This window comes from Thalassobaculum salexigens DSM 19539 (assembly GCF_000423805.1).
In the GTDB taxonomy this organism is placed as follows: Bacteria; Pseudomonadota; Alphaproteobacteria; order Thalassobaculales; family Thalassobaculaceae; genus Thalassobaculum; species Thalassobaculum litoreum.
On record NZ_KE384095.1, the window covers coordinates 545,529 to 565,585 of the forward strand.

Below are 20,057 nucleotides of genomic sequence, written 5' to 3' on the forward strand. Positions count from 1 at the left end.
GCGCGGTGTCATAGAGCCCGGCGCCGCGGCGCTCAAGAGCGGGCGGCGATCAGCGCCGCGTGGCGACGCACCATCTCGGCATTGTTCGGCACGGTTTCCGGGGCCACCGCGGTCTGCCGGATACCGTCCGCGGCCGGGGCATAGGCCATCGCCAAGGCCCGCAGGTCCTCCAGGGGGGCCTGCGAGCGGTCGATGCGCAGGTCCATCCACGGGAACGGGTCGTCGCGCACGATCAGCAGGGCGGCGGTCTGCAGCGTGCCGAGCTCCCCGCCGGCCGCCAGCCCGGCCTCCAGCGCCGTCACCAGGCGCAGCTCGAGCGGATCCGCCATCGTGCAGAAGAACCCGTCCAGCATCGCGCCGGGGACCGCCTCGTCGGCCAGGATATTGCCCAGCGCGATCGCGCCGTCGCGGCTCGCGTTGCCGTGCAGCGAGTAGATCTCGCTGCCGTGGAAGGCGGCGGTCCGTCCGGCATTGTCCACCACGGCGATCTCCCGCCAGGCGGCGTCCGCGCGACCGGCGACAAGGGCGGCGAGCGTCTCCTCGGCGCTCATTCCGCGCGCGAGCAGGTCGAGGCCGAGCATGCCGAGGCGCGGGTCGGTGCGGTGCTGGCTCATCACTGCGCCCACGCCGGCGCGCGCATGCGGGCAGCGGCTGCCGACGGCAAGGCCGGAGGTAGTGACGGCCAGGCCGAAGGCACCGGTTTCGGGATCGCGCGCCGCGATGGAGAAGGTCATCGGCTAACTCCGGTTCATGCGTCTTACGGCGCGGGCCGGAGTGGCCTTGGCCGTCCGGGCGCGCTATGAGGTGGGGTCTGCCTATCGAAGCACGGGATCTGGCGAAGTGCGCGTACTTTTTGGTTGGGAATTCGGGGCCGGCCTCGGTCACGTCACGCGGTTCCGTCCGATCGCCGAGCGTCTGTCGGCCGAAGGCTGGGAGATCGTCTGCGCGCTGCAGGAGATCGAGCGCGGCGACGCCCTGATCGACCGGGCCACCGGCCGGCGGCTGCCGGGGGTGCGGGTCATCCAGGCGCCGCGCTGGAACATCCCCAGCGACCCCAAGATCCGGCAGATCCCGACCCATATCTTCGCCGACGTGCTGCGGATCATCGGCTACGGCAACGTGGAGGCGCTGCGCCAGCGCATCTCCGCCTGGCGCGACCTGATCGAGGTGGTGAAGCCGGACGTGGTGGTGGGCGACTTCTCGCCGACCCTGAACCTGGCGGCGCGGGGCCGGGTGCCGCATATCGGCGTCGGCAACGGCTACACCACGCCGCCGGCCGGCCGGCCGATGCCGCCGATCCGGCCCTGGCAGGAGAAACTGGAGCCGTTCAGCGTCGAGAACGAGCGGGCGCTGCACCGTTCGATCAACGCGGCGCTGGCCGCCCTGGGCGATCCGCCGGTCGACTACGTGGCCGACGCCCTGCACGGCGACGAGACCTTCGTGTTCTCCCTGCCCCTGGTGGACCCCTACGCCGCCTACCGGACCGAGACGACCCTGCCGCCGTTCAACATGCCGCGCAACATCACGCCGAAGCCCCTGGCGGAGCGCGAGGAGCGTGGCGTGTTCCTGTACCTGCCGCGCAGCCACAAGCTGACTCCGGTGGCGGTGGCGGCGACCAAGGCGGCCAAGGTGCGGGGAAGCGGCTATATCTCCGATCTGGCGCCGGACGGGGCGCGCGCGGAAAGCGGGCCCGGGCTGACGATCCATCCGGAGCCGCAGGATTTCGCCACGGTGCTGCCGTCGGTGCGGCTGATCGTCCACCATGGCGGCCTGTCGACGGCGGTGGCCGCCCTGCTGGCCGGCACGCCGCAGTTCATCCTGCCCTGGAACCTGGAGCATTCGGTGACGGCGCGCGGTCTGGCGGCGACCGGCGGCACCGTCGTCCTGTCCGGCGGCCATGAGGACGAAACCAGCCTGCGCAACGCGATTTCCAACCTGGCGTCGGATCAGGGCATCGCCGAGCGGGCCCTGGCAGCGGCCGGCACGGTCGATCTCGGGGATCCGGAGGCGGCGATCGCGACGATGCTCGGCCGGGTAAAGGCGTTGGCGGGGGCGTGAGGGGCGTTCCCTTAAACCTGCACGCTCATGCCGCCGTCGATCCCGAGGATCTGGCCGCTGACGAAGCTGCCGGCATCGGCCATGAGATACACCGCCGCCCCGCCCAGCTCCGCCGGATCGGCCCAGCGGCCGAGCGGCGTCTTGCCGACGACCCAGGCATTGAACTCCGTGTTCTCGATCAGCGCGGTGTTCATCTCGGTGGCGACATAGCCCGGGGCGACCGCGTTCACGGTGATGCCCTTCGATCCCAGTTCCACGGCCATCGCCCGGGTCAGGGCGCGCAGGCCCTCCTTGGCGGCGATATAGGCCGGGACGGTCGGCCGCGCCTGGGGGCCGAGCATGGAGACGGTGTTGACGATCCGGCCGCCGCCGGCCTCCACCATGTACCGGGCGGCGTCGCGGCCCAGGGTGAAGCAGGCGGTCAGGTTGGTGTCGACCACCCGGCGGAAATCCTCGGTCGGGAAGTCGAGCACCGGCACCCGGTGCTGCACCCCGGCATTGGCGATCAGGCCCCAGAGCCGGCCATGGCGGCCGACGATTCGCTCCAGGGCGGCGCGGCCGGCCGCCTCGTCGGTCACGTCGAAGACTTCGGCCTCCGCCCTGATGCCCTCGGCCGTCAACTCGTCGACCCGGCTCTGCAGGGCCTCGGCGTTGCGGCCGTTCAGCACCACGGTGGCGCCATGGGCACCGCAGGCCCGGGCCATGGCGAGGCCGATGCCGCGCGAGGCGCCGGTGATCAGGATCGCCCGGTCGGTGAGGTCGAAGAGTTGGGTCGCCACGGTCATCGGTCGGTCTCTCCCTGGGAGTTTCTTGCTCTCGACGGTTAGCGTTCCGCCTTGCGGACCTGTTCACGGTGGAAGACGTAGAGCCCGCTGGCAATCACGATCGCGGCGCCGACAACGGTCCACTGGTCCGGCAGGTCGCCGAAGACGAGATAGCCGGAGATCGTCATCCACAGGATGGCGCTGTAGGTGAAGGGAGCCAGCACCGAGGCGCCGGCGTAGCGGTGGGCGATGATCACCAGCCAGTGGCCGACCCCGCCGAACACGCCGAGCCCCAGCAGCAGCGCCCAATTGGTGAGCGTCTCCGGCGCACTCCAGACGTAGGGCAGGATCGGCAGCAGGATGACCGCGCCGACCAGCGGGGAATACAGCGAGGTGGTGTCGGAATGGTCGCGGGCCGCCAGCTTGCGGGTGGCGATGCTGTACAGGGCGGCGACCAGGGCGTTGCCCAGGCACAGCCCCACGGCCCAATGCACCTCCGCCGCACCGGGCCGGATGATCACCAGCACGCCGATGAAGCCGACCGCGATCGCCGACCAGCGCCGCCAGCCGACGGTCTCGCCCAGCAGCGGCACCGAAAGGGCGGCGACCAGCAGCGGGGCGGTGAAGAAGATCGAGGCGGTGGTGGTCAGCGGCAGGTAGCTGACGGCGGTGAAGTTCAGCACGGTCGACATCACCAGCAGGACCGAGCGGGCGATCTGCAGGCGCAGGTTGCTGGTGGCGAAGACCCGCGGCCCCTTGCGCGGCAGCAGGACCAGCAGCACCAGGACCGCATGGCCGACGAAGCGGGCCCAGACGATCTGCAGGGTGTCGAGGTCGCGGGACAGCACCTTGGCCGAGGTATCGAGGAAGGCGAACAGCAGAAAGCCGCCGCAGATCAGCAGGATGCCGCGGCCCACATGCCCGTCGTCCAGATAGTTCGGCGTGTTCGGCGCGACCACGATACCCTCGGGAGTGAGATCCTCCCGTCTTACGCGCTCCGCCGCGGGACGTCGAGACCGCCGTCGGCGCCTTGTCCCAACTTGGCCGCCGCCTGTTTGGCCGCCACCTTGCCAGCCAGCCGCTCCAGCCCGGCATCCGGCATGCCGAGGTCGCGCAGATGGGACACCGTGTTGAACAGATACTCGCAGCACGGCCCCAGGAAGCCGCAGGTCCGGGCGATGGTCTCCGCCGCCTCGTCCTCCGGAAGCTGGCCGCAATAGCGTTCGCCGGAGCGGTTGATCACGAAGCCCAGCACGTCGATCGGGCCCTGGTCGGTCTGCGCCTTCAGCCAGCGCGGCCGGTAGGCGTGGGTGACCATCTCCCGGCGCCAGACGATCTCCAGCTCCGTCTCGGCATGCTCCCTGGGAATGCGGAACGCAACGCCCCGGCAGACACCGCCGCGGTCGAGGCCGAGCACCAGGCCCGGCTGATCCGGCGTGCCGCGGCCGAGCTCGGTGCGCAGGCAGAACCGCCGGTGCAGGCCGCGCACGGTGGCGCAGCGCTGCTCGGCGAACTCGATGGCCGGGTTCCAGATCAGCGAGCCGTAGCCGAACAGCCAGACATCGCCCTCGGGCTTGCCGGTCCCCGGGAACATGGCCGCCTGCGAGGCCGCCAGCTCCTCGTCGCTGAGGGTCTTGATGGTCGGCTCGTGCTCATGCAGCAGCGCGCGGATCTCGCCGGAGCGCAGCCGCTCGCGGGTCAGCGCGACCGGTGCCGGCGCTTCGGACGGGCTCGGGACGTCTGGAGTCGGTGAGTTGGCCATGGACCTCCCATATAACCGACGCGGCGCCGGATCCCAGGGGTCGGTCTGGAACGGGATTGGTTCCGTTCCGGCATCGCGTCATGCCGGGTCGTGGTCGACACCGCCTATTCCGCGCCGCGCATCCAGCTGTCCCAGAGCTTCTCGCCGATCTGGCAGTCGGTCCCGGCGAAGCCCTGGACCGGCGTGCCCCGGAGCTGCGAGCCCTGGCCCGGCGTGCCCTGGCCCGGCGTGCCCTGCATCGGCGACCATCGGGCCGGGACGGCGCGGGGCGCCGGCGCACGACCGGCGATCTCCAGGATCAGCTTGCGGCGGATGGCACCGGCGAACTCGCCGACATCCTGCACGGTCACCAGGAAGGCGCCGAACCCGCCGATCACGCAGTCCTCGTAGTAGAGGTCGAGGTTCTGCACGTCGAAGAACCCGCTCGGATAGCCGGTCTTCAGCATGATCGGCAGGCCGTTGATGGTGATGCCCTGGTCGATCACCGCGTCGCGCGCCTCGGTCACCTCGAAACCCTGGTTGTTCGGACCGTCGCCGGAGATGTCGATCACCCGCCGGGGGCTGGTGAAGCCGGAGGTCTCGAAATGGCTGGCGGAGAAGGTCAGCGCGTTGCTGATCGAGGTGCGGCGCAGGCGCTGAAGCGGCTGCACGGCGAGCGCATCGGCGACCAGACCGGCGGAGTCCGCCCCGTCGATCAGGGTCCAGGGCACCAGTACCGTCTGCAGCCCCTGGCCGGCCCATTCCACATAGGTGAGAGCGATCCGCCCCAGGGGGCCGCCCTGGATCGCCGCGATCACCTGCGGGTCGCGCAGGGCGGCGACATATCCGGCACGCTGGAGGCTCTGCTCGTCCTGATCCATGGAGCGGGAGATGTCGACCGCCAGCACGAGCTGGAGATCGACGGGCGTCTGGGCCCTGGCCGGTCCGGCAAGAAGGACCAGCAGGAGCGCGGCGGGCAGCAGGCGGAGCATGCGGACACCTCCGGTTTGTCGGGCGCCCGCGCTCAGGATCCGTCCTGAAGCCGGCGTCCGAGATTGTCGAACACGGGACCCAACGTCCCAGGGATATAGCGCGGATATGGCGCGCCGCATCGTCCGACGGAATGCGCGGCATGATACTCAAGGTAGGCCCATCGGACCCTCCCCGGTTGGCCTGGCGCGGCGGTGCCGATATCGTAGGACGCCCTACCGCCCGCGCCCATCCCTCCCGAGCCCGTCCCTCCATGGGCTTCTCCACGCAGGTCCCTCCAGATCCCGCAGGCCGTCCATGACCGAACCCACCGCCGTGCCCGTCACCGATCCGACGCCTCCGCAAGCGCCGCCACCGCCGGCCGACAGGGTGCTTTTCGGGATCGGGCTGATGCTGCTGTCGGTCTCTCTGCTGCCGATCATGGAAGGTCTGGCGAAGTCCATGAGCGACCGCTACGTGGTGGTCCAGCTCGTCTTCGCACGGTTCGCCTTCCAGTCGCTGTTCATCGTGCCGATCGCCGCCCTGCGCCACGGACGCGAGCTGCGCCGGGCCAACCGTCTGGCGCTGCAGATCACCCGCGGCCTGTCGATCCTGGCCGGGACCGGGTTCTTCTACTGGTCGCTGCGCACCCTGCCGCTGGCGGACGGGCTGGCCCTGATGTTCGTGGCACCCCTGATCGTCACCGCGATCTCGGCGCTGTTCCTGGGCGAGCAGGTCGGCGCGCGCCGCTGGGGCGCGGTGCTGGTCGGTTTTCTCGGGGTGCTGGTGATCCTGCGGCCCGGTCTCGGCGTGTTCCAGCCGGGGGCGGTCCTGGCCCTGGCGGCCGGCTGCTGCATCGCCGCCTATGCCCTGCTGACCCGGCATCTCAGCACCGCCGCCCCGCCGCTGGTGACGCTGGCCTATACCTCGCTCGTCGGGGTGGTCGGCACGGCGATCCTGCTGCCCTTCGTGTGGCAGACGCCGGATGCGGCCGACTGGATCCGCATGGCGGTGATGGGCTCGGTCGGGGCGTTCGGCCACTACTTCATGATCCGCGCCTTCGAGCAGGCCCCGGCCTCGGTGATCTCGCCCTTCATCTATGCGGAGATCGTGATGGCGACGACCATCGGCTATCTCTGGTTCGGCGACTTCCCCGACGCCTTCACCTGGACCGGCATCGCCATCCTGATCGCCAGCGGCATCTATCTGTCCTGGCGCGAGCATGTGGCGCAGAGGCGGGGCAGGGGATGATCGCCGGGCCATGATCGCCGCACGGTGATCGTCTCTGGCGGCTTGGCGCGGCGCCGACCCGGCCCATCTTATGAGATCAGGGAGGCCGTGTGATGGCGATACGCAATTCTCCGGAGCGATACGGCTGGGCGGCCAGGGGGCTGCATTGGCTGACGGCGTTGGCGGTGGCGGCGATGTTCGCGATCGCCTGGCGCATGGACGCCCTGCCGGTTGGGCTGGCCAAGCTGCAGGCCTATGGCTGGCACAAGTCGCTCGGCCTCACCATCCTGGCGGTCACGGTCCTGCGGCTGCTCTGGCGCCTGGCGAATCCGCAGCCGCCGTTTCTCGGCGACAGCGCCTGGCAGCGCCGGGTCTCCACGGGGGCGCATTGGCTGCTCTACGCCTGCCTGATCGCGATGCCGGTGCTCGGCTGGCTGATGTCGGCGGCGGCGAACACGCCTGTAAACCTGTTCGGGCTCGTCGTCCTGCCCAATCCGATCGCGCCCGACCGTGACCTCGCGCAGCTGTTCGAACGGGCGCACGGCACCCTGGCCTACGGGCTGCTGGCCCTGGTGGCGCTGCATGTCGCCGCCGCGCTCAAGCACCACTTCCGCGACCGGGACGCCACCCTGCGCCGGATGCTCGCCGGTGCCTTCGTCCTGGTTCTGGTCGGCGCCGGCGCTGTGCGGGCGGCCCCGGCCGAGGAGCTGGCCCCCTGGCACGCCGATCCGACCAGAAGCCGGATCGCCTTCACCTTCACCCAGCTCGGTACGCCCATCGAGGGCGTGTTTCGCGACTACACCGTCGACATCCTCTTCGATCCGGAAGGCCCGGCGGGCGAGGTCCGGGTGGTGATCGAGACGGCGTCGCTCGATACCGGCGACGACGACCGCGACGCCCAGGCCCGGGGCACGGAATTCTTCGCCGTGGATGCCTTTCCCGAGGCGGTGTTCGAAGCCCGCGAGATCCATGGCTGGTCGGAGGGCTACCGGGCGGTCGGCAGCCTGACGCTGAAGGGTCGGAGCGAGCCGCTCACCCTGCCTTTCACCCTGCGGATCGACGGCGAGACGGCCCATGCGGAGGGATCGCTGGTGGTCAGCCGCCACGACTTCGCCATCGGCACCGGCGAATGGGCGACCAACATGGCGGTGGGCGACGAGGTGACGATCTCCATCTCGGTGACCGCCACCCGCGCCGAGTAGGGTCAGAAGCCGTAGAGCCTGGACGGGTTGTCCACCAGGATGGCATTGCGCTGTTTCTCGTCGGGGACCCACACCGCCAGTTCGTCCATCAGGTCGCCGTCGTTCGGCATCGGGATCTGGGCGAAGGGATGCGGCCAGTCCGTCCCCCATACGCAGCGCTCCGGCGCGGTCCGCGCCAGGGCCCGGGCGATCGGCACGACGTCCGTGTAGGGCGTCTGCTGCAGGTTGGTGCTGCGATAGGCGCCGGACAGCTTCACCCAGGTGCGGCCGCCCCGCAGCAGGTCGAGCAGGGTGGCGAAGCCCGGCTCCTCCAGCCCCTTGGTCGGGTCCATATGGCCCATATGGTCGACCACGATCTCCACCGGCAGGTCGGCATAGGTCGCCAGGTCGAAGCTGGAGACGTCGACCAGGAACTGGATGTGCCAGCCCATCTCGGCGATGCGCCCGGCCATGGCGCGGATCTCCTCCGCCGGCGGGCCGCCCTTGTACAGCAGGTTGTAGCGCACCCCGCGCACGCCGAGCTTGTCCAGGCGGCGCAGCGCGGCGTCGTCGATCCCGGCGTCGAGCACCGCGATGCCGCGCATCTCGATCCCGGACCAGCCGGCGGCCTCCTGCAGCAACCACTCGGTGATGGCATTGTCGGTGCCGTAGACGCTGGGGTGGATGGTGACGCAGCGGGTCACGCCCAGGGTGTCGATCAGATGGCGATACGCCTCCGCCGGATGGTCCGGCGGGGTGTAGGTCCGGTTCGGTGTATAGGGGAAGCGGTCGGCCGGGCCGAACACATGGAAATGGCAATCGGTCGCCCCATCCGGCACGGCGAAGCCTGGTGACCGGGGGGCGGGGTCCGCCGCCTGGCAGACCGGAATTGACGCATCGTTCATGGCGGCGATCCTGGCGTCGTGGTTAACGGAAGTAAACACGCGGAAATGCCGCTTTGAGGCGGGCTGAAGATTTACATGGCCGCTTACCCCGCTTATGTTTTGCCCGACTTGCTGGGTTCCACCGGAGAGGCCGAGAAACGGCGCGCTCATGCCCGAAAAAATCGACTTCTCCAAGGTGAGCTTTCTCATCGTCGACCAGAACAAGCTGTCGACCCAGCTCATCCGGGACATCCTTGCCATGCTGGAGGTGACGCGCGTCCGCAGCGTCACGTCGGTGGCGCGTGCCCGCAACGTCCTGCGCGGCGAGCCGGTGGATATCATCATCACCGAGTATCACATGGAGCCGGAGACCGGGATCGACCTGATCGACTGGATCCGCACCGGCATGGATTCGCCGGACCGCATGATTCCGATCATCATGCTGACGGCCAATTCCGAAGAGGAATACGTGATGCGCGCCCGCGACCGCGGCGTGACCGAGTTCCTCGCCAAGCCGTTCAACGTGGAGGGCCTGTACCGCCGGCTGGTCTCGGTGATCGCCAGACCCCGCGCCTTCGTCAATATCGACGACTATTTCGGCCCGGACCGCCGTCGGCGGCAGGTCGACTACGGCGGTCCGGACCGGCGGCGCGCCGACTGATGGCGCGCAGGGCCCAGATCATCCCGCCGCGGCCGGACCTCCGGCGCAAGGCGGTGAACCATACGAGGGGATTCGACTTCAAGCTCTCGCCGGCCATGGTGCAGAAGCTGGAGCAGGTGGTCCACAACGCCCGGGACAGCTTCACCGCCGACATCGCCGCCCGTCTGGTCGCCATGCGCACCGCCCTGCGCGAGGCGTCGGACGGCGAGGCGGATGCCGGCCAGGCGTTGCTCGCGATCTATCGGGACTCATTGGAGATCAAGGGCGCCGGCGGCACCATCGGCTTCGACCTGCTGACCGCCATCGGCAAGTCGCTGAACGACTTCGTCTCCGGTCTGCAGGAACTCGACCCGCGCCGGGTCGATATCATCGACCTGCATATCGACGCACTGTACGTGGTGCTGGCGGACAACATCACCGGCCGGGGCGGGCCGACCGAAGCGGCGGTGCTCAAGGCGTTCTCGGCGGTTCGCGAGAAGTTCAAGGACGACTGACCCGGGCGTTGACAGCTGACAATGCGCACGGGTTGGAATATTCTGGCGATCCGAGCGAATCGGACCGCAAACCGCTGGGTGGGGGAAACGGATGGCTGATATCGACCCGCTGGATCGCCGTGCTCTCGGCGTGCTGTCGGAAACCGTCAATGCCGAGCTCGGTGCCGGCAGCATCGTGGCGCGCGAGGTGAACCGGGCCTACCGCTCCGGCCGCAGCGCCGATCTGCGCACCGCGTCGGCCGCCTTCGACGCCCTTCCCTCCTGGCAGCGCTCCAGCATCGGCGATGACGCCTCCCGCCGGGCCCGGCGGATGCGGGCCAAGCCGGCGGAGCCGCGCCGCACACCGGTGCGCGAGTCGGCCCGAGACAGCGCGCGGGACTGGCAGGATCTCCGCGAGGCGCAGGACCGGGTGGTCATTCCGTCGCCCCCGAGATTTCTGAAGCCGCGGGTCACCCGATAGCCGTCTGCGCCGAAATGCGCCTTGTAGTAGAGTGCTTTGCGACATTGTCGGATAGATCACACTTCAAAAATAATTCGTCAGGTCTATAGTCGCCGCCACAGGCAGGGCAGTCCGGCTTAAGAAACGTGCCAAACCGGTGCCATCTGTGGGATACTAGTCGGGATCTTCATTGCCAGTATTGCGGCGTGACACAGATCAAGGGTCACACCGCCACGGTGGTGAGGGCGCAAGAGATTTGAAGTGCGGTGCGGCGGTTGCGGCCAAGTCTGGCTGAATTCGTCCGCACCGGAACGTTAGGATGATAGCGATGCGTGGCAGGAACGCGGCACCGGTCAGTCAACAGCCCTCCGTTGTGGAGTATTTCGCGAAAGAATTCGCGCGGTTCCTCAACAATGTCCAGAATAACGAAGTGGATTTCCTTGGGTCGTTCCTCATCGAGAACGAGTGGGAGAACTACCGCAAGGACGCCGAGGAGGTGGTCGAGTCGCTGACGCTGGCGGGATTCGTCATCGTGCCGCGGATGCCGACCGACGCGATGGTTCAGGCCGCCGACCAGACCCTGTCGAAGGGCATGATGGCTTCGGCCTCGCGGACCTATGTGAGCGCGGTCTGGGGCGCGATGATCACCGAGTGGATCGAGACCCGGAATGCCAACCTGATCCTCGACATCTTCTCCATGGCGCTGTCCCGGGCCTCCAGTCCGGGCAAGAAGGATTCCGGCAAGTTCGACTCGTCGTTCCAGCGCTTCCGCAAGCAGAGCCAGGACATCATGGCCAGCCTGGAGAAGACCGGCCTGGCGATCTGCCCGGACGAGGCGGCGCCGAACATGATCAATGCCGGCGTGGCGGAAACGGCCGAGCACCGCTCGCGCACCAACCAGCAGATCGGTGCCGATCCGACCTATATCGCCAAGCTCTACGAGAACATGGTGAAGGCGCGCCCGGCCTGACCGGACCTAATCTGGCACGCTCGAACCCGGCACACCGGGTTTGGGCACCAGATCTTTGCGCGCCAATCTCCTTTGCGCACCTGACCCGCCTGCCCGACGCTCAGCTCGATGGCTTGCGCCGATAGGCGGAGGCCAGCAGCGTGACCGCCTGCTTGTGGCGCGCGCTGCCCTGGCCCGGCGGGGCGGCGGACTGCCGGTAGCTCGACATGGTCTGGCCGCTGCGCGATCCGATGGCGGCCAGCAGGTCGGCCTCGGCGATCGGCTGCTTGCGGCCCTTCGCCCCCTTCTTGCGACCGCCGGTGCCACCGATCGCATGGCCGTCGGAGGCGCCGGTGGCCCGCTGCACGGCCAAAGCGGTCAGGTTGCCCATCAGCGGGGCGGTCAGGGCGCGGTAGAGCTTGTCGTCGGCATCCGCCCAGACCCGGAGCAGCAGCGCCGCTTCGTGCCGGTTGCCGCCGGCCGCCTCGACCGCTTCCAGCGCCTTGGCCTTTACGTAGTCCTGTCCGCGTGCCATCGCCGTCTCCCGCGCACGTGCCGGCCGACCCGACGGACCGGCCTTGACCTTGGAAGATAACAAGGTTTCTCGGATTCGACACGTTCTGACTGGTCGGCGCGCGTAACCGAGCTACCCTTCTTTCCTCAGTACCTGAGGAGGTGCGGCATGCGCAGACTCGCCTTCCTGATCGTTCTCGTCGCGTTAACCGTGCCCGCCGGATCCCCGCGGGCCGACGGCAACCCCTTGAATGCCGTTGTGGAAATCCGAACCACTGTCCCGGCCGATGCGCGGACCGCCGACTCGCTGGGCACCGAACGGATCGGCGGCGGCGTCCTCATCGACAGCGGTGGCCTGATTCTCACGATCGGGTACCTGATGATGGAATCCGATGCGGTCTGGGTGACCGACGCGGCGGCGAATCGGGTGCCGGCGGAGACCGTCGGATACGACCATGAGACCGGCTTCGGTCTGGTCCGGGCGCTGGGTCCCCTGGAGGCGACGCCGGCCAGGCTCGGGAGCTTCGCCGACCTTAACGTGGGCGACACGTTGCTCGCCGCCGGGCCGGGCGGCGCCCGTCCCACGGTGCTGATCGACCTGCGCTCTTTCGCCGGAGGCTGGGAGTACCTGCTGGACACCGCCCTTTACACATCGCCGCCAATCCCGAATTTCGGCGGGGCGGCCCTGTTCGCGAAGGACGGACGCCTGGTCGGGATCGGGTCGCTGATGCTGCGCGATGTCATCGGCAAGCTGCCGGGCAATCTCTACGTGCCGATCGACCTGCTGCCGCCGATCCTCGGAGATCTGCTGGCTTTCGGCCATGCCGCGAGCCCGGCCCAGCCCTGGATCGGGCTGTATCCCAATGAGGTCGACGGCGGTCTGGTGGTCGGTCGGGTGGCCCCAGGCGGCCCGGCGCAGACCGCCGGCATCGGGCCGGGGGACGTGATCCTCGGCGTCGGCGAGGAGCCGGTGGCCGACATGGAGCAGCTCTGGCGCAAGGTGCGCGCGCTCGGGTCGGCCGGGGTGGCGGTGCCGCTCAAGGTGCTGGGCGGCTCCGGGGTGCGCGACGTGGTGGTCACCTCTCGCGACCGCCGCGGCTGGCTGAAGCTCGAACGCAGCTACTGAGGGGTCGGACGGAAGGCTGGTCTCCCGTGACGGTGAAGTTATGGTCGCGGGTGGGATTCTTCCGCCCCATCGGACCCTATCGGATCGCGCTGCTGCGCGACCCGATCTCGGTGGCCTGACGGAGGACGCGGGTCAGGCGGGCGGCGTGTCCGTCTTCATGTGCAGGACGCGCTGCGGGAACGGGATCTCGATGCCGGCCGCGTCGAGCGCTTCCTTGACCGCCTTGTTCATCGCCCATTTGCACGGCCACAGGTCGGCGGCGTTCACCCAGAAGCGCAGATTCAACGTGATCGCGCTGTCTCCGAGCTCCATCACCATGACCTGTGGGGCCGGATCGGCCAGGGCGCGGCCGTCGGCCTCCAGGGTGGCGGTCAGCACCGCCATTGCCTTGGTCAGGTCGACGTCGTAGGCCACGCCCACCGGGATATCCAGGCGGCGGGTGGCGTAACGCGAATAGTTGGAGATGTCCTGGCTGAAGATCGCCGAGTTCGGCACAACGATGTAGACGTTGTCCGGGGTGGCGAGCTCGGTGTTGAACAGCCCGACCTCCTTCACCGTGCCGCTGGCGCCGCCGGCGTCGACGTAGTCGCCGACCTTGAACGGCCGCAGGAACAGCAGCATCACGCCGGCCGCGACGTTCGACAGGGTACCCTGCAGCGCCAGGCCGACCGCCAGGCCGGCGGCGCCGAGGACGGCGATGATCGAGGCGGTCTGCACCCCGAACTGGTTCAGCACCGCGATCAGGGTGATCGCCAGGACCAGATAGCCGACCACGGCGGCGAAGATCGGCCGTACGGTGTCGTCCATCCAGCGGACCCGGTTCAGCGCCCGGCGGGTTCCGGCCCGCGCCCAGCCCGCCAGGATCCAGCCGACCACCAGGATGGCGATGGCGCCGAGCACCTCCAGGCCATAGGTGGTCAGGATCTCCGTCACCTGGTCGCGAAGTTCAATCAGGTCTACGTTCACGCATCGCTCCTAACACTCGTGACTGCCGGTCCCGAGTTCAGTCCCACCTGAAGATCAGCCCGTTATACGTCGGCCCGCGCCTTCAAGTCATCCGCGAGGGCGTCCGGGATGGTGATGCCGTCGGGCGCCGCCGCCCGTTTCGCCAGGCGGCCGTCGCCGGGCAGGCGGGTGCCCTGCTGCTTCAGGATCTCGGCGAACATCTCCTCCGAGCGCGCCGCGAAACCGGTACCCCCGCCGAAGGCCTCGGGGTCCATCAGCAGAATCAGGTGGCCGATCGACGGCGGCGCGCCGGTCGGCTCGAAGAAGGAAGAGCCCTGATAACCGAAATTGGAGCCGGTCAGCGCGCCGCAGAGCAGCTCGATCATCAGGCCGAGCGCGGCCCCCTTCGCACCGGCGCTGCGTCCGCCCAGCGGCGCCATGGAGCCGACCAGGGCGGCCTCGGCGTCGGTGGTGATGGCACCCTCGGCATCCAGCGCCCAGTCGTCGGGGATCGCCTCGCCCTTCTTCGCCGCCAGCACCACCTTGCCGCGGGCGACGGTGGACACCGACAGGTCGATCACCAGCGGCGGCCGGCCGTCGGTGCGCGGCGCGGCGAAGGCGATCGGGTTGGTGCCGTAGAGCGCGGTCTTCCCACCCCAGGGGGCGATCGCCGCCGGGGTGTTGGAGAAGGCGAGCGCCACCAGGCCGCGGTCGGCCGCGTCCTCCACGTGGTGGCCGGCGACGCCGAAATGGTGGCTGTGCTTGATCGAGACGGCGGCGATACCGGTCTCGCCGACGAACTCGGCTGCGGCGTCCAGGCCCGCGCGGATCGCCGGGAAGGCGAAGCCGATATGGCTGTCGACGTCGAGCACCGCCTGGGCGCTGCGGGTCACGGTCGGCCGGGCATGTCCGTCGACCTTGCCGTTCATCGCCTGTTCGGCATAGGGCGGGACCCGGGCGACGCCGTGGCTGGAGATCCCGTCGGCCTCGGCGCGCAGCAGGGCATCGGCGACCACGCCGGCGATATCGGGCGCCACATTGGACTTGATGAAGACGTCGGCCATGAGGGCGCGCAGATCGGCGGGAGCGAAGGTCGCCACGGGGTTACTCTCCTGTTCGGACATCGGGGAAACACGGCGGAAACGCCCTGAAACCGGCTTGAAACGAAGCTAACATTTATCACCTAGCCGTGATACGTCAGGGCCAATTAAGCAAGACTCGGGCGGGTCCTTTAAGGGTACCGTCCGCGCGCGTTCCGTCCGGTTTGGGGGGCGGGACATGCCTGGAGGAGGACGACGACCGGTCGGCAAGCACCGGCAGCGACGCCTCGGCGACGACGATCGCTTTGACGAGACACGCCCGGATCGACCGGTGCCGTGATGCTGAAAACGATGGAGTGACCCATATGACTCTCAAGATCGGCCAGACCGCCCCGAATTTCACCGCGAAGACCACCGAGGGTGAGATCTCTTTCCACGACTGGATCGGCGACAGCTGGTGCGTGCTGTTCTCGCACCCGAAGGACTTCACCCCGGTCTGCACCACCGAGCTCGGCTACATGGCCCGGATGAAGCCGGAATTCGACAAGCGCGGCGTCAAGATCATCGGACTCAGCGTCGACAACGTCGACAACCACGCCAAGTGGGCGATGGATATCGAGGAGACCCAGGGCGCGAAGCCGAACTATCCGATGATCGGCGACACCGACCTCAACGTCTCCAAGCTCTACGGCATGCTGCCGGAGGGGGCGGGCGAGACCTCCGAGGGCCGCACCGCGGTCGACAACGCGACGGTCCGCAACGTCTTTGTCATCGGCCCGGACAAGCAGGTGAAGCTGATCCTGGTCTACCCGATGAGCACCGGCCGGAACTTCGACGAGGTGCTGCGGGTGATCGACTCCATGCAGCTCACCGCCAAGCATCAGGTGGCGACGCCGGTCAACTGGAAGCATGGCGACGAGGTCATCATCGTCCCGGCGCTGAAGGACGAGGACGCCAAGGCGAAGTTCCCGGGCGGCTGGCGCGCCGAGAAGCCCTACCTGCGCTACGTCCCGCAGCCGAAGTGAGCTGACGCTCACTTCGCCCCGGAGACGATCCGGGGCCATGAAAGAACGAACAGGGCCGGTGCGGACGACGCGCCGGCCTTTTCTTCTTATAGACGTGTTCCCGTCCCGGATCTGGTCCGGGACGGGAACACGGGGAGGGTACGGTCGGGTGAGATTTCTCGAGCTCTCCACCCACGCTTCACTCCCCGGATTTATTCCGGGGCCCACAGGTCCGCTTGTTCGCGCATTACCGCGTCATCTCGAACGCCCGTGCGGTCGATGGGTGGGCCCCGGAATAAATCCGGGGAGTGAGCGGCAGGGGTTGGGAACGCCCCCTCAGATCGCCCCCAGTCCCTTCAGCGCCGCCTCGATCGCTTTCTTCTGCTCGGCGCTCGCCGGCGCCATCGGCTGGCGGGGCAGGCCCGAGGGCACGCCCTGGAGCGCCTGGGCGTATTTCGTCGCCGCCGGCAGGTTGTCGTGCGGCAGCAGCGCGTTCCAGGTGCGCAGCAGCTTCCAGTGCAGGTCCAGCGCCGCCGCATGGTCGCCCGCCTTCACTAGGTCCCAGAGCTTCACCGACGCGCCAGGTGCCGCGGCCAGGATCGCGGCGATCGAGCCGTGGGCACCCATGGCATAGGACGGGTACATCAGCGCATCCACCGCGCTGAAGATCGACTTGCCCGGCTTCACGTCCATCATCAGATCGGCGAACAGCTTCAGGTCGCCGGCCGACTGCTTGACCCCGATCACCTCCGGCACTTCGTCGAAGATCCGCAGCAGCAGGGCCGGTGAGAGATAGGTCCAGGGCACCACGTTGTAGATGATGATCTTCTGTCCGGTCTCGCCGGCCATGGTGCGGAAATGCTCCACCATGTTGTCGTCGGAGGGCCGGAACAGGTAGTGCACCGGCGTCACCTGCAGGGCGGCGGGGTTCAGGTCGGCCACCAGCCTGCCCCGGCGCACCGCCTCCCGCGTGCTGTCGCAGATGATCCCGGCGACCACGGGCACGCGTCCGGCGGCCGCCTCGGTGGCGGCGGCGACCAGGTCGCGGGTCTCCTCGGCATCGAGGGTGTGGCCCTCGCCGGTGGAGCCGCCGACCGCGACGCCGGCCGCGCCCTGCTTGATCAGCCAGTCGATCTGCTTAGCCGCGGCGCCGAGATCGATGGCGCCGGCGGCGTCGAAGGGGGTGGTGGATGGCGGAATGACGCCGGCGAGCTCGGCCATGGGATCTCCTCCTGAACGGGGTCCGGCGCGTTCTTCATTGCGGAATAGGGCGGCCGGTACCGGAAACGATGTCCGGAATACTCGGCGCATCTTGCGCGGCGGAGAACGATGGCGTTCCATCAATTCCGATATCCGGAACAGCTCCCGATGGCGTTTGCCCGATGAAGTCCCTGCGCAAGACCTCCGCCGTGCTCGACTGCTTCACCCGGGAGGACCGCCGGCTGACCCTGGCGGAGATCGCCGCGCGCACCGGCCTGCCGAAGACCAGCGTGCATCGCCAGCTCGCCGCCCTGCGCGAGATCGGCTTCCTGGTTCAGGACGGACGGCGCGACGCCTACCGGCTCGGCTTCCGGCTGCTCGCCCTGGGCGGCGTGGTGCTCGCCGATATCGACCTGATGAGGCATGCCCGCGCCCCGGCGGAGACCCTGGCCAACCAGAGCGGCGAGGCCGTCCATATCTGCGTGTTCGACGGCCGCAACGTGGTGTCGATCGAGCGCCGGGAGATGGAGGCGGCGAGCAACGAGATCGTCCGCATCGAGCGCGAGCCGCCGCACTGCACCGGGACCGGCAAGGCGATCCTGTCCACCCTGAGCGACGCCGATGCCGACCGGTTGCTGGACGATCTGCCGAGCGACGGGGCGCTGCCCCGCTTCGGGCCGAACACGATCACCGACCGGGTCCGGCTGAGGCGCGATCTGACGGTCTGCCGGGCGCGCGGCTATGCGGTCGACGACGAGGAGCGCAATCCGGGCGTGCGCTGTGTCGGTGCGCCGATCCGCCGGCACGGCCCGGTGGTCGGCGCGATCAGCGTGACCGGCCCGGCCGCCCGCTTCCCCGACGCTAGGCTGCCGGTGCTGGCGGAGATGGTGATGGCCACGGCGGCGAAGATCGGGCTGAATCTGGAGCGGTGAGGCCCAAGGACGGTCGGGCCCCGGGCTGATATGCTGAGCGGTCTCGCAGGGAAAAACTGGAGCAGCCCCATGCCCGGCACCGTCATCGTCGCGAACCATTACCAGAACGAAAACTGCCATCCGGACGGGAAGGTGAAGGTCGGCATCGCCGCCGATGCCGACTGGCGCTGGCAGCGGCTTGACAACGCCAAGCGTCTTTTCGCGGGAGCCCGCGCGGCGGGCGTGCCCATCGTCCATGTGCGGCTCGCCGTCGATCCGGAGTATCGCGACGTCATCGTGAACACGGCGCTGATCCGCGAATGGCTGGAATTGGGTGCGTGGAAGGAGGGGACCTGGGGCACGGAGTTCGTCGACGGTCTCGGTCCGATGGCGGGCGAGCATGTTGTCACCCATACCCGCAACAGCGGGTTCCAGGATTCGACGCTCGCCCAGGTGCTGTTCAAGCTCGGGGCCCGGCACCTGATCTGCTGCGGCGTGTCGACGGCCTATACGGTGGAGGGCACGGTGCGCCACGCGGCCGATATCGGATATGAGGTGACCGTGGCGTTCGACGCCTGCTCGACCGCAACGGAGGCGCAGCACGATGCGGCCCTGGCGGCGATGAGCGTGCTGGCGGAGATCAAGTCGGTGGACGCGATCCTGGCCGCGCTCTAGACCATTCGCCTACGAACGAACACCGGGAGACGGTCGCCATGCGGACACAGGTTGCGATCATCGGCGGCGGGCCGGCGGGGCTGCTGCTCGGCCAGCTTCTGCATCTGGCGGGGATCGAGACCGTCATCCTGGAGCGGCAGTCGCGCGACCATGTGGAGGGGCGGATCCGCGCCGGCGTGCTGGAGCAGGGGACGGTGGATCTGCTGGTGGAGGCCGGCGTCGGCAGCCGCCTGAAGGCCGAGGGTCTGGTCCATACCGGTTTCGACATCTGCATCGACGGGACCCGCCACCGCATCGACCTGGAACACCTGACCGGCGGCAAGACCGTCACGGTCTACGGCCAGACCGAGGTGACCAAGGACCTGATCGCCGCCCGCCTCGCCCAGGGGGCGCCCTTGGTCTTCGAGGCGGCGACCGTCGCCCTGCACGATATCGATACCGACCGGCCGAGGGTCACTTACGAGAAGGACGGCGTCACCCACACCGTCGAGTGCGCGGCCATCGCCGGCTGCGACGGCTTCCACGGGGTGTCGCGCAAGAGCATCCCCGAGGGCGTGCTGCGGACCTACGAGCGGGTCTATCCCTTCGGCTGGCTCGGCATCCTGGCCGACGTACCGCCGGTCAGCCACGAGCTGATCTACGCAACCCACCCGGAGGGCTTCGCGCTGGCCTCCATGCGCAGCGAGACCCGTAGCCGGTATTACATCCAGTGTCCGCTGGAGACCGACGTGGCCGACTGGCCGGACGAGCGGCTCTGGGAGGCCCTGAAGACCCGGTTCGGAGACGCGGCCGGGCAGGCGATGCGGACCGGCCCGTCGATCGAGAAGAGCGTGGCGCCCCTGCGCAGCTTCGTCGCCGAGCCGATGCGCCACGGCCGGCTGTTCCTGGCCGGCGACGCCGCGCATATCGTGCCGCCGACCGGCGCCAAGGGCCTGAACCTCGCCGCGGCCGATGTGCGCATCCTGTCCTGGGCGCTGATCGACCTGTTCAAGGGCGGCTCGACCGCCGGGATCGACGGCTACAGCGCGGCCTGCCTGGCGCGGGTGTGGAAGGTGCAGCGCTTCTCCTGGTGGTTCTCCACCCAGCTCCACCGGTTCGACAACGAGCCGGAATTCGAGCGCCGGGTGCATCGGGCGGAACTCGAATACCTGATGGAGTCGGAAAGCGCGCAGAAGACCCTGGCGGAGAACTATGTCGGCCTGCCCTTCGTCGATCCCAGGACCGCCGCCTGACGATTCCGGCGGTTGCCATTCCGGGACGGGCGATGTCCGAT

At 68.8% G+C, this 20,057-nt stretch carries 22 protein-coding genes; 12 read left to right on the forward strand and 10 right to left on the reverse strand.

Annotated features, from left to right (window positions below; all coding sequences use genetic code 11):
• Nucleotides 1–32: 32 nt before the first annotated feature.
• Entirely contained in the window at nt 33–734 is a 702-nt protein-coding gene (locus tag G578_RS27855) for a DUF1028 domain-containing protein (RefSeq protein WP_051245193.1), read from the reverse strand.
• A 106-nt stretch (nt 735–840) separates the two neighbouring features.
• On the opposite strand from G578_RS27855, the gene G578_RS0122980 reads away from it, so the two are divergent.
• Entirely contained in the window at nt 841–2,058 is a 1,218-nt protein-coding gene (locus G578_RS0122980; RefSeq protein WP_028796225.1) for a glycosyltransferase, read from the forward strand.
• Between the two features lie 11 nt (nt 2,059–2,069).
• On the opposite strand, the gene G578_RS0122985 is transcribed toward G578_RS0122980, so the two are convergent.
• From G578_RS0122985 to G578_RS0123000, 4 genes are all read right to left on the reverse strand, one after another.
• Nucleotides 2,070–2,843: an SDR family NAD(P)-dependent oxidoreductase gene (locus G578_RS0122985; protein WP_051245194.1), complete on the reverse strand. Its 774-nt coding sequence runs from the start codon at nt 2,841–2,843 to the stop codon at nt 2,070–2,072.
• A 38-nt stretch (nt 2,844–2,881) separates the two neighbouring features.
• Entirely contained in the window at nt 2,882–3,781 is a 900-nt protein-coding gene (locus G578_RS0122990) for a DMT family transporter (RefSeq protein WP_211228997.1), read from the reverse strand.
• Nucleotides 3,782–3,810: 29 nt separating this feature from the next.
• The gene (locus G578_RS27860; protein ID WP_051245195.1) at nt 3,811–4,584 is read right to left on the reverse strand and encodes a gamma-glutamylcyclotransferase; all 774 of its coding nucleotides are present in this window, start codon (nt 4,582–4,584) and stop codon (nt 3,811–3,813) included.
• A gap of 104 nt (nt 4,585–4,688) precedes the next feature.
• Nucleotides 4,689–5,555: a DUF1194 domain-containing protein gene (locus tag G578_RS0123000; RefSeq protein ID WP_028796228.1), complete on the reverse strand. Its 867-nt coding sequence runs from the start codon at nt 5,553–5,555 to the stop codon at nt 4,689–4,691.
• 295 nt (nt 5,556–5,850) lie between these two features.
• Between G578_RS0123000 and G578_RS0123005 the strand changes: the two genes are divergently transcribed.
• Nucleotides 5,851–6,783, forward strand: coding sequence for a DMT family transporter (locus tag G578_RS0123005; protein WP_051245196.1), 933 nt, complete (start codon nt 5,851–5,853; stop codon nt 6,781–6,783).
• A 92-nt stretch (nt 6,784–6,875) separates the two neighbouring features.
• Nucleotides 6,876–7,964, forward strand: coding sequence for a cytochrome b/b6 domain-containing protein (locus G578_RS29280; protein ID WP_084619137.1), 1,089 nt, complete (start codon nt 6,876–6,878; stop codon nt 7,962–7,964).
• Nucleotides 7,965–7,966: 2 nt separating this feature from the next.
• Here G578_RS29280 and G578_RS0123015 read toward each other — a convergent pair whose 3' ends face one another.
• Nucleotides 7,967–8,848, reverse strand: coding sequence for an amidohydrolase family protein (locus G578_RS0123015; RefSeq protein WP_038015737.1), 882 nt, complete (start codon nt 8,846–8,848; stop codon nt 7,967–7,969).
• Nucleotides 8,849–8,996: 148 nt separating this feature from the next.
• Here G578_RS0123015 and G578_RS0123020 point away from each other — a divergent pair, with 148 nt between their 5' ends.
• The 4 genes from G578_RS0123020 to G578_RS0123035 all read left to right on the forward strand — a co-directional run bounded on the left by G578_RS0123020 (nt 8,997) and on the right by G578_RS0123035 (nt 11,391).
• Entirely contained in the window at nt 8,997–9,488 is a 492-nt protein-coding gene (locus G578_RS0123020; protein WP_028796231.1) for a response regulator, read from the forward strand.
• Nucleotides 9,488–9,982 (forward strand): hypothetical protein, encoded by a 495-nt coding sequence (locus G578_RS0123025; protein WP_028796232.1) that lies wholly within the window; start codon nt 9,488–9,490, stop codon nt 9,980–9,982. The genes G578_RS0123020 and G578_RS0123025 overlap by 1 nt, the downstream gene beginning before the upstream one ends.
• Before the next feature lie 91 nt (nt 9,983–10,073).
• Nucleotides 10,074–10,442, forward strand: a complete 369-nt coding sequence (locus tag G578_RS0123030; protein ID WP_028796233.1) for a hypothetical protein — start codon at nt 10,074–10,076, stop codon at nt 10,440–10,442.
• A gap of 307 nt (nt 10,443–10,749) precedes the next feature.
• Nucleotides 10,750–11,391, forward strand: a complete 642-nt coding sequence (locus G578_RS0123035; RefSeq protein ID WP_028796234.1) for a hypothetical protein — start codon at nt 10,750–10,752, stop codon at nt 11,389–11,391.
• A gap of 100 nt (nt 11,392–11,491) precedes the next feature.
• Here G578_RS0123035 and G578_RS0123040 read toward each other — a convergent pair whose 3' ends face one another.
• Nucleotides 11,492–11,905, reverse strand: a complete 414-nt coding sequence (locus tag G578_RS0123040) for a hypothetical protein (protein WP_028796235.1) — start codon at nt 11,903–11,905, stop codon at nt 11,492–11,494.
• A 147-nt stretch (nt 11,906–12,052) separates the two neighbouring features.
• Between G578_RS0123040 and G578_RS0123045 the strand changes: the two genes are divergently transcribed.
• Complete coding sequence (locus tag G578_RS0123045) at nt 12,053–13,009, forward strand: S1C family serine protease (protein WP_028796236.1); 957 nt, start codon at nt 12,053–12,055, stop codon at nt 13,007–13,009.
• Between the two features lie 132 nt (nt 13,010–13,141).
• Here the strand turns inward: G578_RS0123045 and G578_RS0123055 are convergent, their stop codons facing one another.
• Nucleotides 13,142–13,975, reverse strand: coding sequence for a mechanosensitive ion channel family protein (locus G578_RS0123055; RefSeq protein ID WP_028796237.1), 834 nt, complete (start codon nt 13,973–13,975; stop codon nt 13,142–13,144).
• Between the two features lie 62 nt (nt 13,976–14,037).
• Nucleotides 14,038–15,054, reverse strand: coding sequence for an Ldh family oxidoreductase (locus G578_RS0123060; RefSeq protein ID WP_156907439.1), 1,017 nt, complete (start codon nt 15,052–15,054; stop codon nt 14,038–14,040).
• Between the two features lie 305 nt (nt 15,055–15,359).
• Here G578_RS0123060 and G578_RS0123065 point away from each other — a divergent pair, with 305 nt between their 5' ends.
• Nucleotides 15,360–16,019 carry a peroxiredoxin gene (locus G578_RS0123065; RefSeq protein ID WP_028796239.1) on the forward strand — a complete coding sequence of 220 codons (660 nt, stop codon included), beginning with the start codon at nt 15,360–15,362 and terminating at the stop codon, nt 16,017–16,019.
• A 315-nt stretch (nt 16,020–16,334) separates the two neighbouring features.
• Here G578_RS0123065 and G578_RS0123070 read toward each other — a convergent pair whose 3' ends face one another.
• The gene (locus G578_RS0123070; protein ID WP_028796240.1) at nt 16,335–17,219 is read right to left on the reverse strand and encodes a dihydrodipicolinate synthase family protein; all 885 of its coding nucleotides are present in this window, start codon (nt 17,217–17,219) and stop codon (nt 16,335–16,337) included.
• A gap of 161 nt (nt 17,220–17,380) precedes the next feature.
• Between G578_RS0123070 and G578_RS0123075 the strand changes: the two genes are divergently transcribed.
• From G578_RS0123075 to pobA, 3 genes are all read left to right on the forward strand, one after another.
• Nucleotides 17,381–18,130 (forward strand): IclR family transcriptional regulator, encoded by a 750-nt coding sequence (locus tag G578_RS0123075; RefSeq protein ID WP_038015742.1) that lies wholly within the window; start codon nt 17,381–17,383, stop codon nt 18,128–18,130.
• Between the two features lie 69 nt (nt 18,131–18,199).
• On the forward strand, nt 18,200–18,784 hold the full coding sequence (locus G578_RS0123080; protein WP_028796242.1) for a cysteine hydrolase family protein: 585 nt from the start codon (nt 18,200–18,202) through the stop codon (nt 18,782–18,784).
• Between the two features lie 38 nt (nt 18,785–18,822).
• Complete coding sequence (gene pobA, locus G578_RS0123085; protein WP_028796243.1) at nt 18,823–20,016, forward strand: 4-hydroxybenzoate 3-monooxygenase; 1,194 nt, start codon at nt 18,823–18,825, stop codon at nt 20,014–20,016.
• Nucleotides 20,017–20,057 lie beyond the last annotated feature (41 nt).

Excerpts from the sequence above, each read along its gene's own strand:
- G578_RS0123015 (WP_038015737.1), bottom strand. The coding sequence starts at position 8,848 with ATGAACGATGCGTCAATTCCGGTCTGCCAGGCGGCGGACCCCGCCCCC.
- pobA (WP_028796243.1), top strand. The coding sequence starts at position 18,823 with ATGCGGACACAGGTTGCGATCATCGGCGGCGGGCCGGCGGGGCTGCTG.
- G578_RS0123025 (WP_028796232.1), top strand. The coding sequence starts at position 9,488 with ATGGCGCGCAGGGCCCAGATCATCCCGCCGCGGCCGGACCTCCGGCGC.
- G578_RS0123000 (WP_028796228.1), bottom strand. The coding sequence starts at position 5,555 with ATGCTCCGCCTGCTGCCCGCCGCGCTCCTGCTGGTCCTTCTTGCCGGA.
- G578_RS0123065 (WP_028796239.1), top strand. The coding sequence starts at position 15,360 with ATGACTCTCAAGATCGGCCAGACCGCCCCGAATTTCACCGCGAAGACC.
- G578_RS0123075 (WP_038015742.1), top strand. The coding sequence starts at position 17,381 with ATGAAGTCCCTGCGCAAGACCTCCGCCGTGCTCGACTGCTTCACCCGG.
- G578_RS0123035 (WP_028796234.1), top strand. The coding sequence starts at position 10,750 with ATGCGTGGCAGGAACGCGGCACCGGTCAGTCAACAGCCCTCCGTTGTG.
- G578_RS27855 (WP_051245193.1), bottom strand. The coding sequence starts at position 734 with ATGACCTTCTCCATCGCGGCGCGCGATCCCGAAACCGGTGCCTTCGGC.
- G578_RS29280 (WP_084619137.1), top strand. The coding sequence starts at position 6,876 with ATGGCGATACGCAATTCTCCGGAGCGATACGGCTGGGCGGCCAGGGGG.
- G578_RS0123030 (WP_028796233.1), top strand. The coding sequence starts at position 10,074 with ATGGCTGATATCGACCCGCTGGATCGCCGTGCTCTCGGCGTGCTGTCG.
- G578_RS0123045 (WP_028796236.1), top strand. The coding sequence starts at position 12,053 with ATGCGCAGACTCGCCTTCCTGATCGTTCTCGTCGCGTTAACCGTGCCC.
- G578_RS0123005 (WP_051245196.1), top strand. The coding sequence starts at position 5,851 with ATGACCGAACCCACCGCCGTGCCCGTCACCGATCCGACGCCTCCGCAA.
- G578_RS0123040 (WP_028796235.1), bottom strand. The coding sequence starts at position 11,905 with ATGGCACGCGGACAGGACTACGTAAAGGCCAAGGCGCTGGAAGCGGTC.
- G578_RS0123020 (WP_028796231.1), top strand. The coding sequence starts at position 8,997 with ATGCCCGAAAAAATCGACTTCTCCAAGGTGAGCTTTCTCATCGTCGAC.
- G578_RS27860 (WP_051245195.1), bottom strand. The coding sequence starts at position 4,584 with ATGGCCAACTCACCGACTCCAGACGTCCCGAGCCCGTCCGAAGCGCCG.
- G578_RS0123070 (WP_028796240.1), bottom strand. The coding sequence starts at position 17,219 with ATGGCCGAGCTCGCCGGCGTCATTCCGCCATCCACCACCCCCTTCGAC.
- G578_RS0122985 (WP_051245194.1), bottom strand. The coding sequence starts at position 2,843 with ATGACCGTGGCGACCCAACTCTTCGACCTCACCGACCGGGCGATCCTG.
- G578_RS0123080 (WP_028796242.1), top strand. The coding sequence starts at position 18,200 with ATGCCCGGCACCGTCATCGTCGCGAACCATTACCAGAACGAAAACTGC.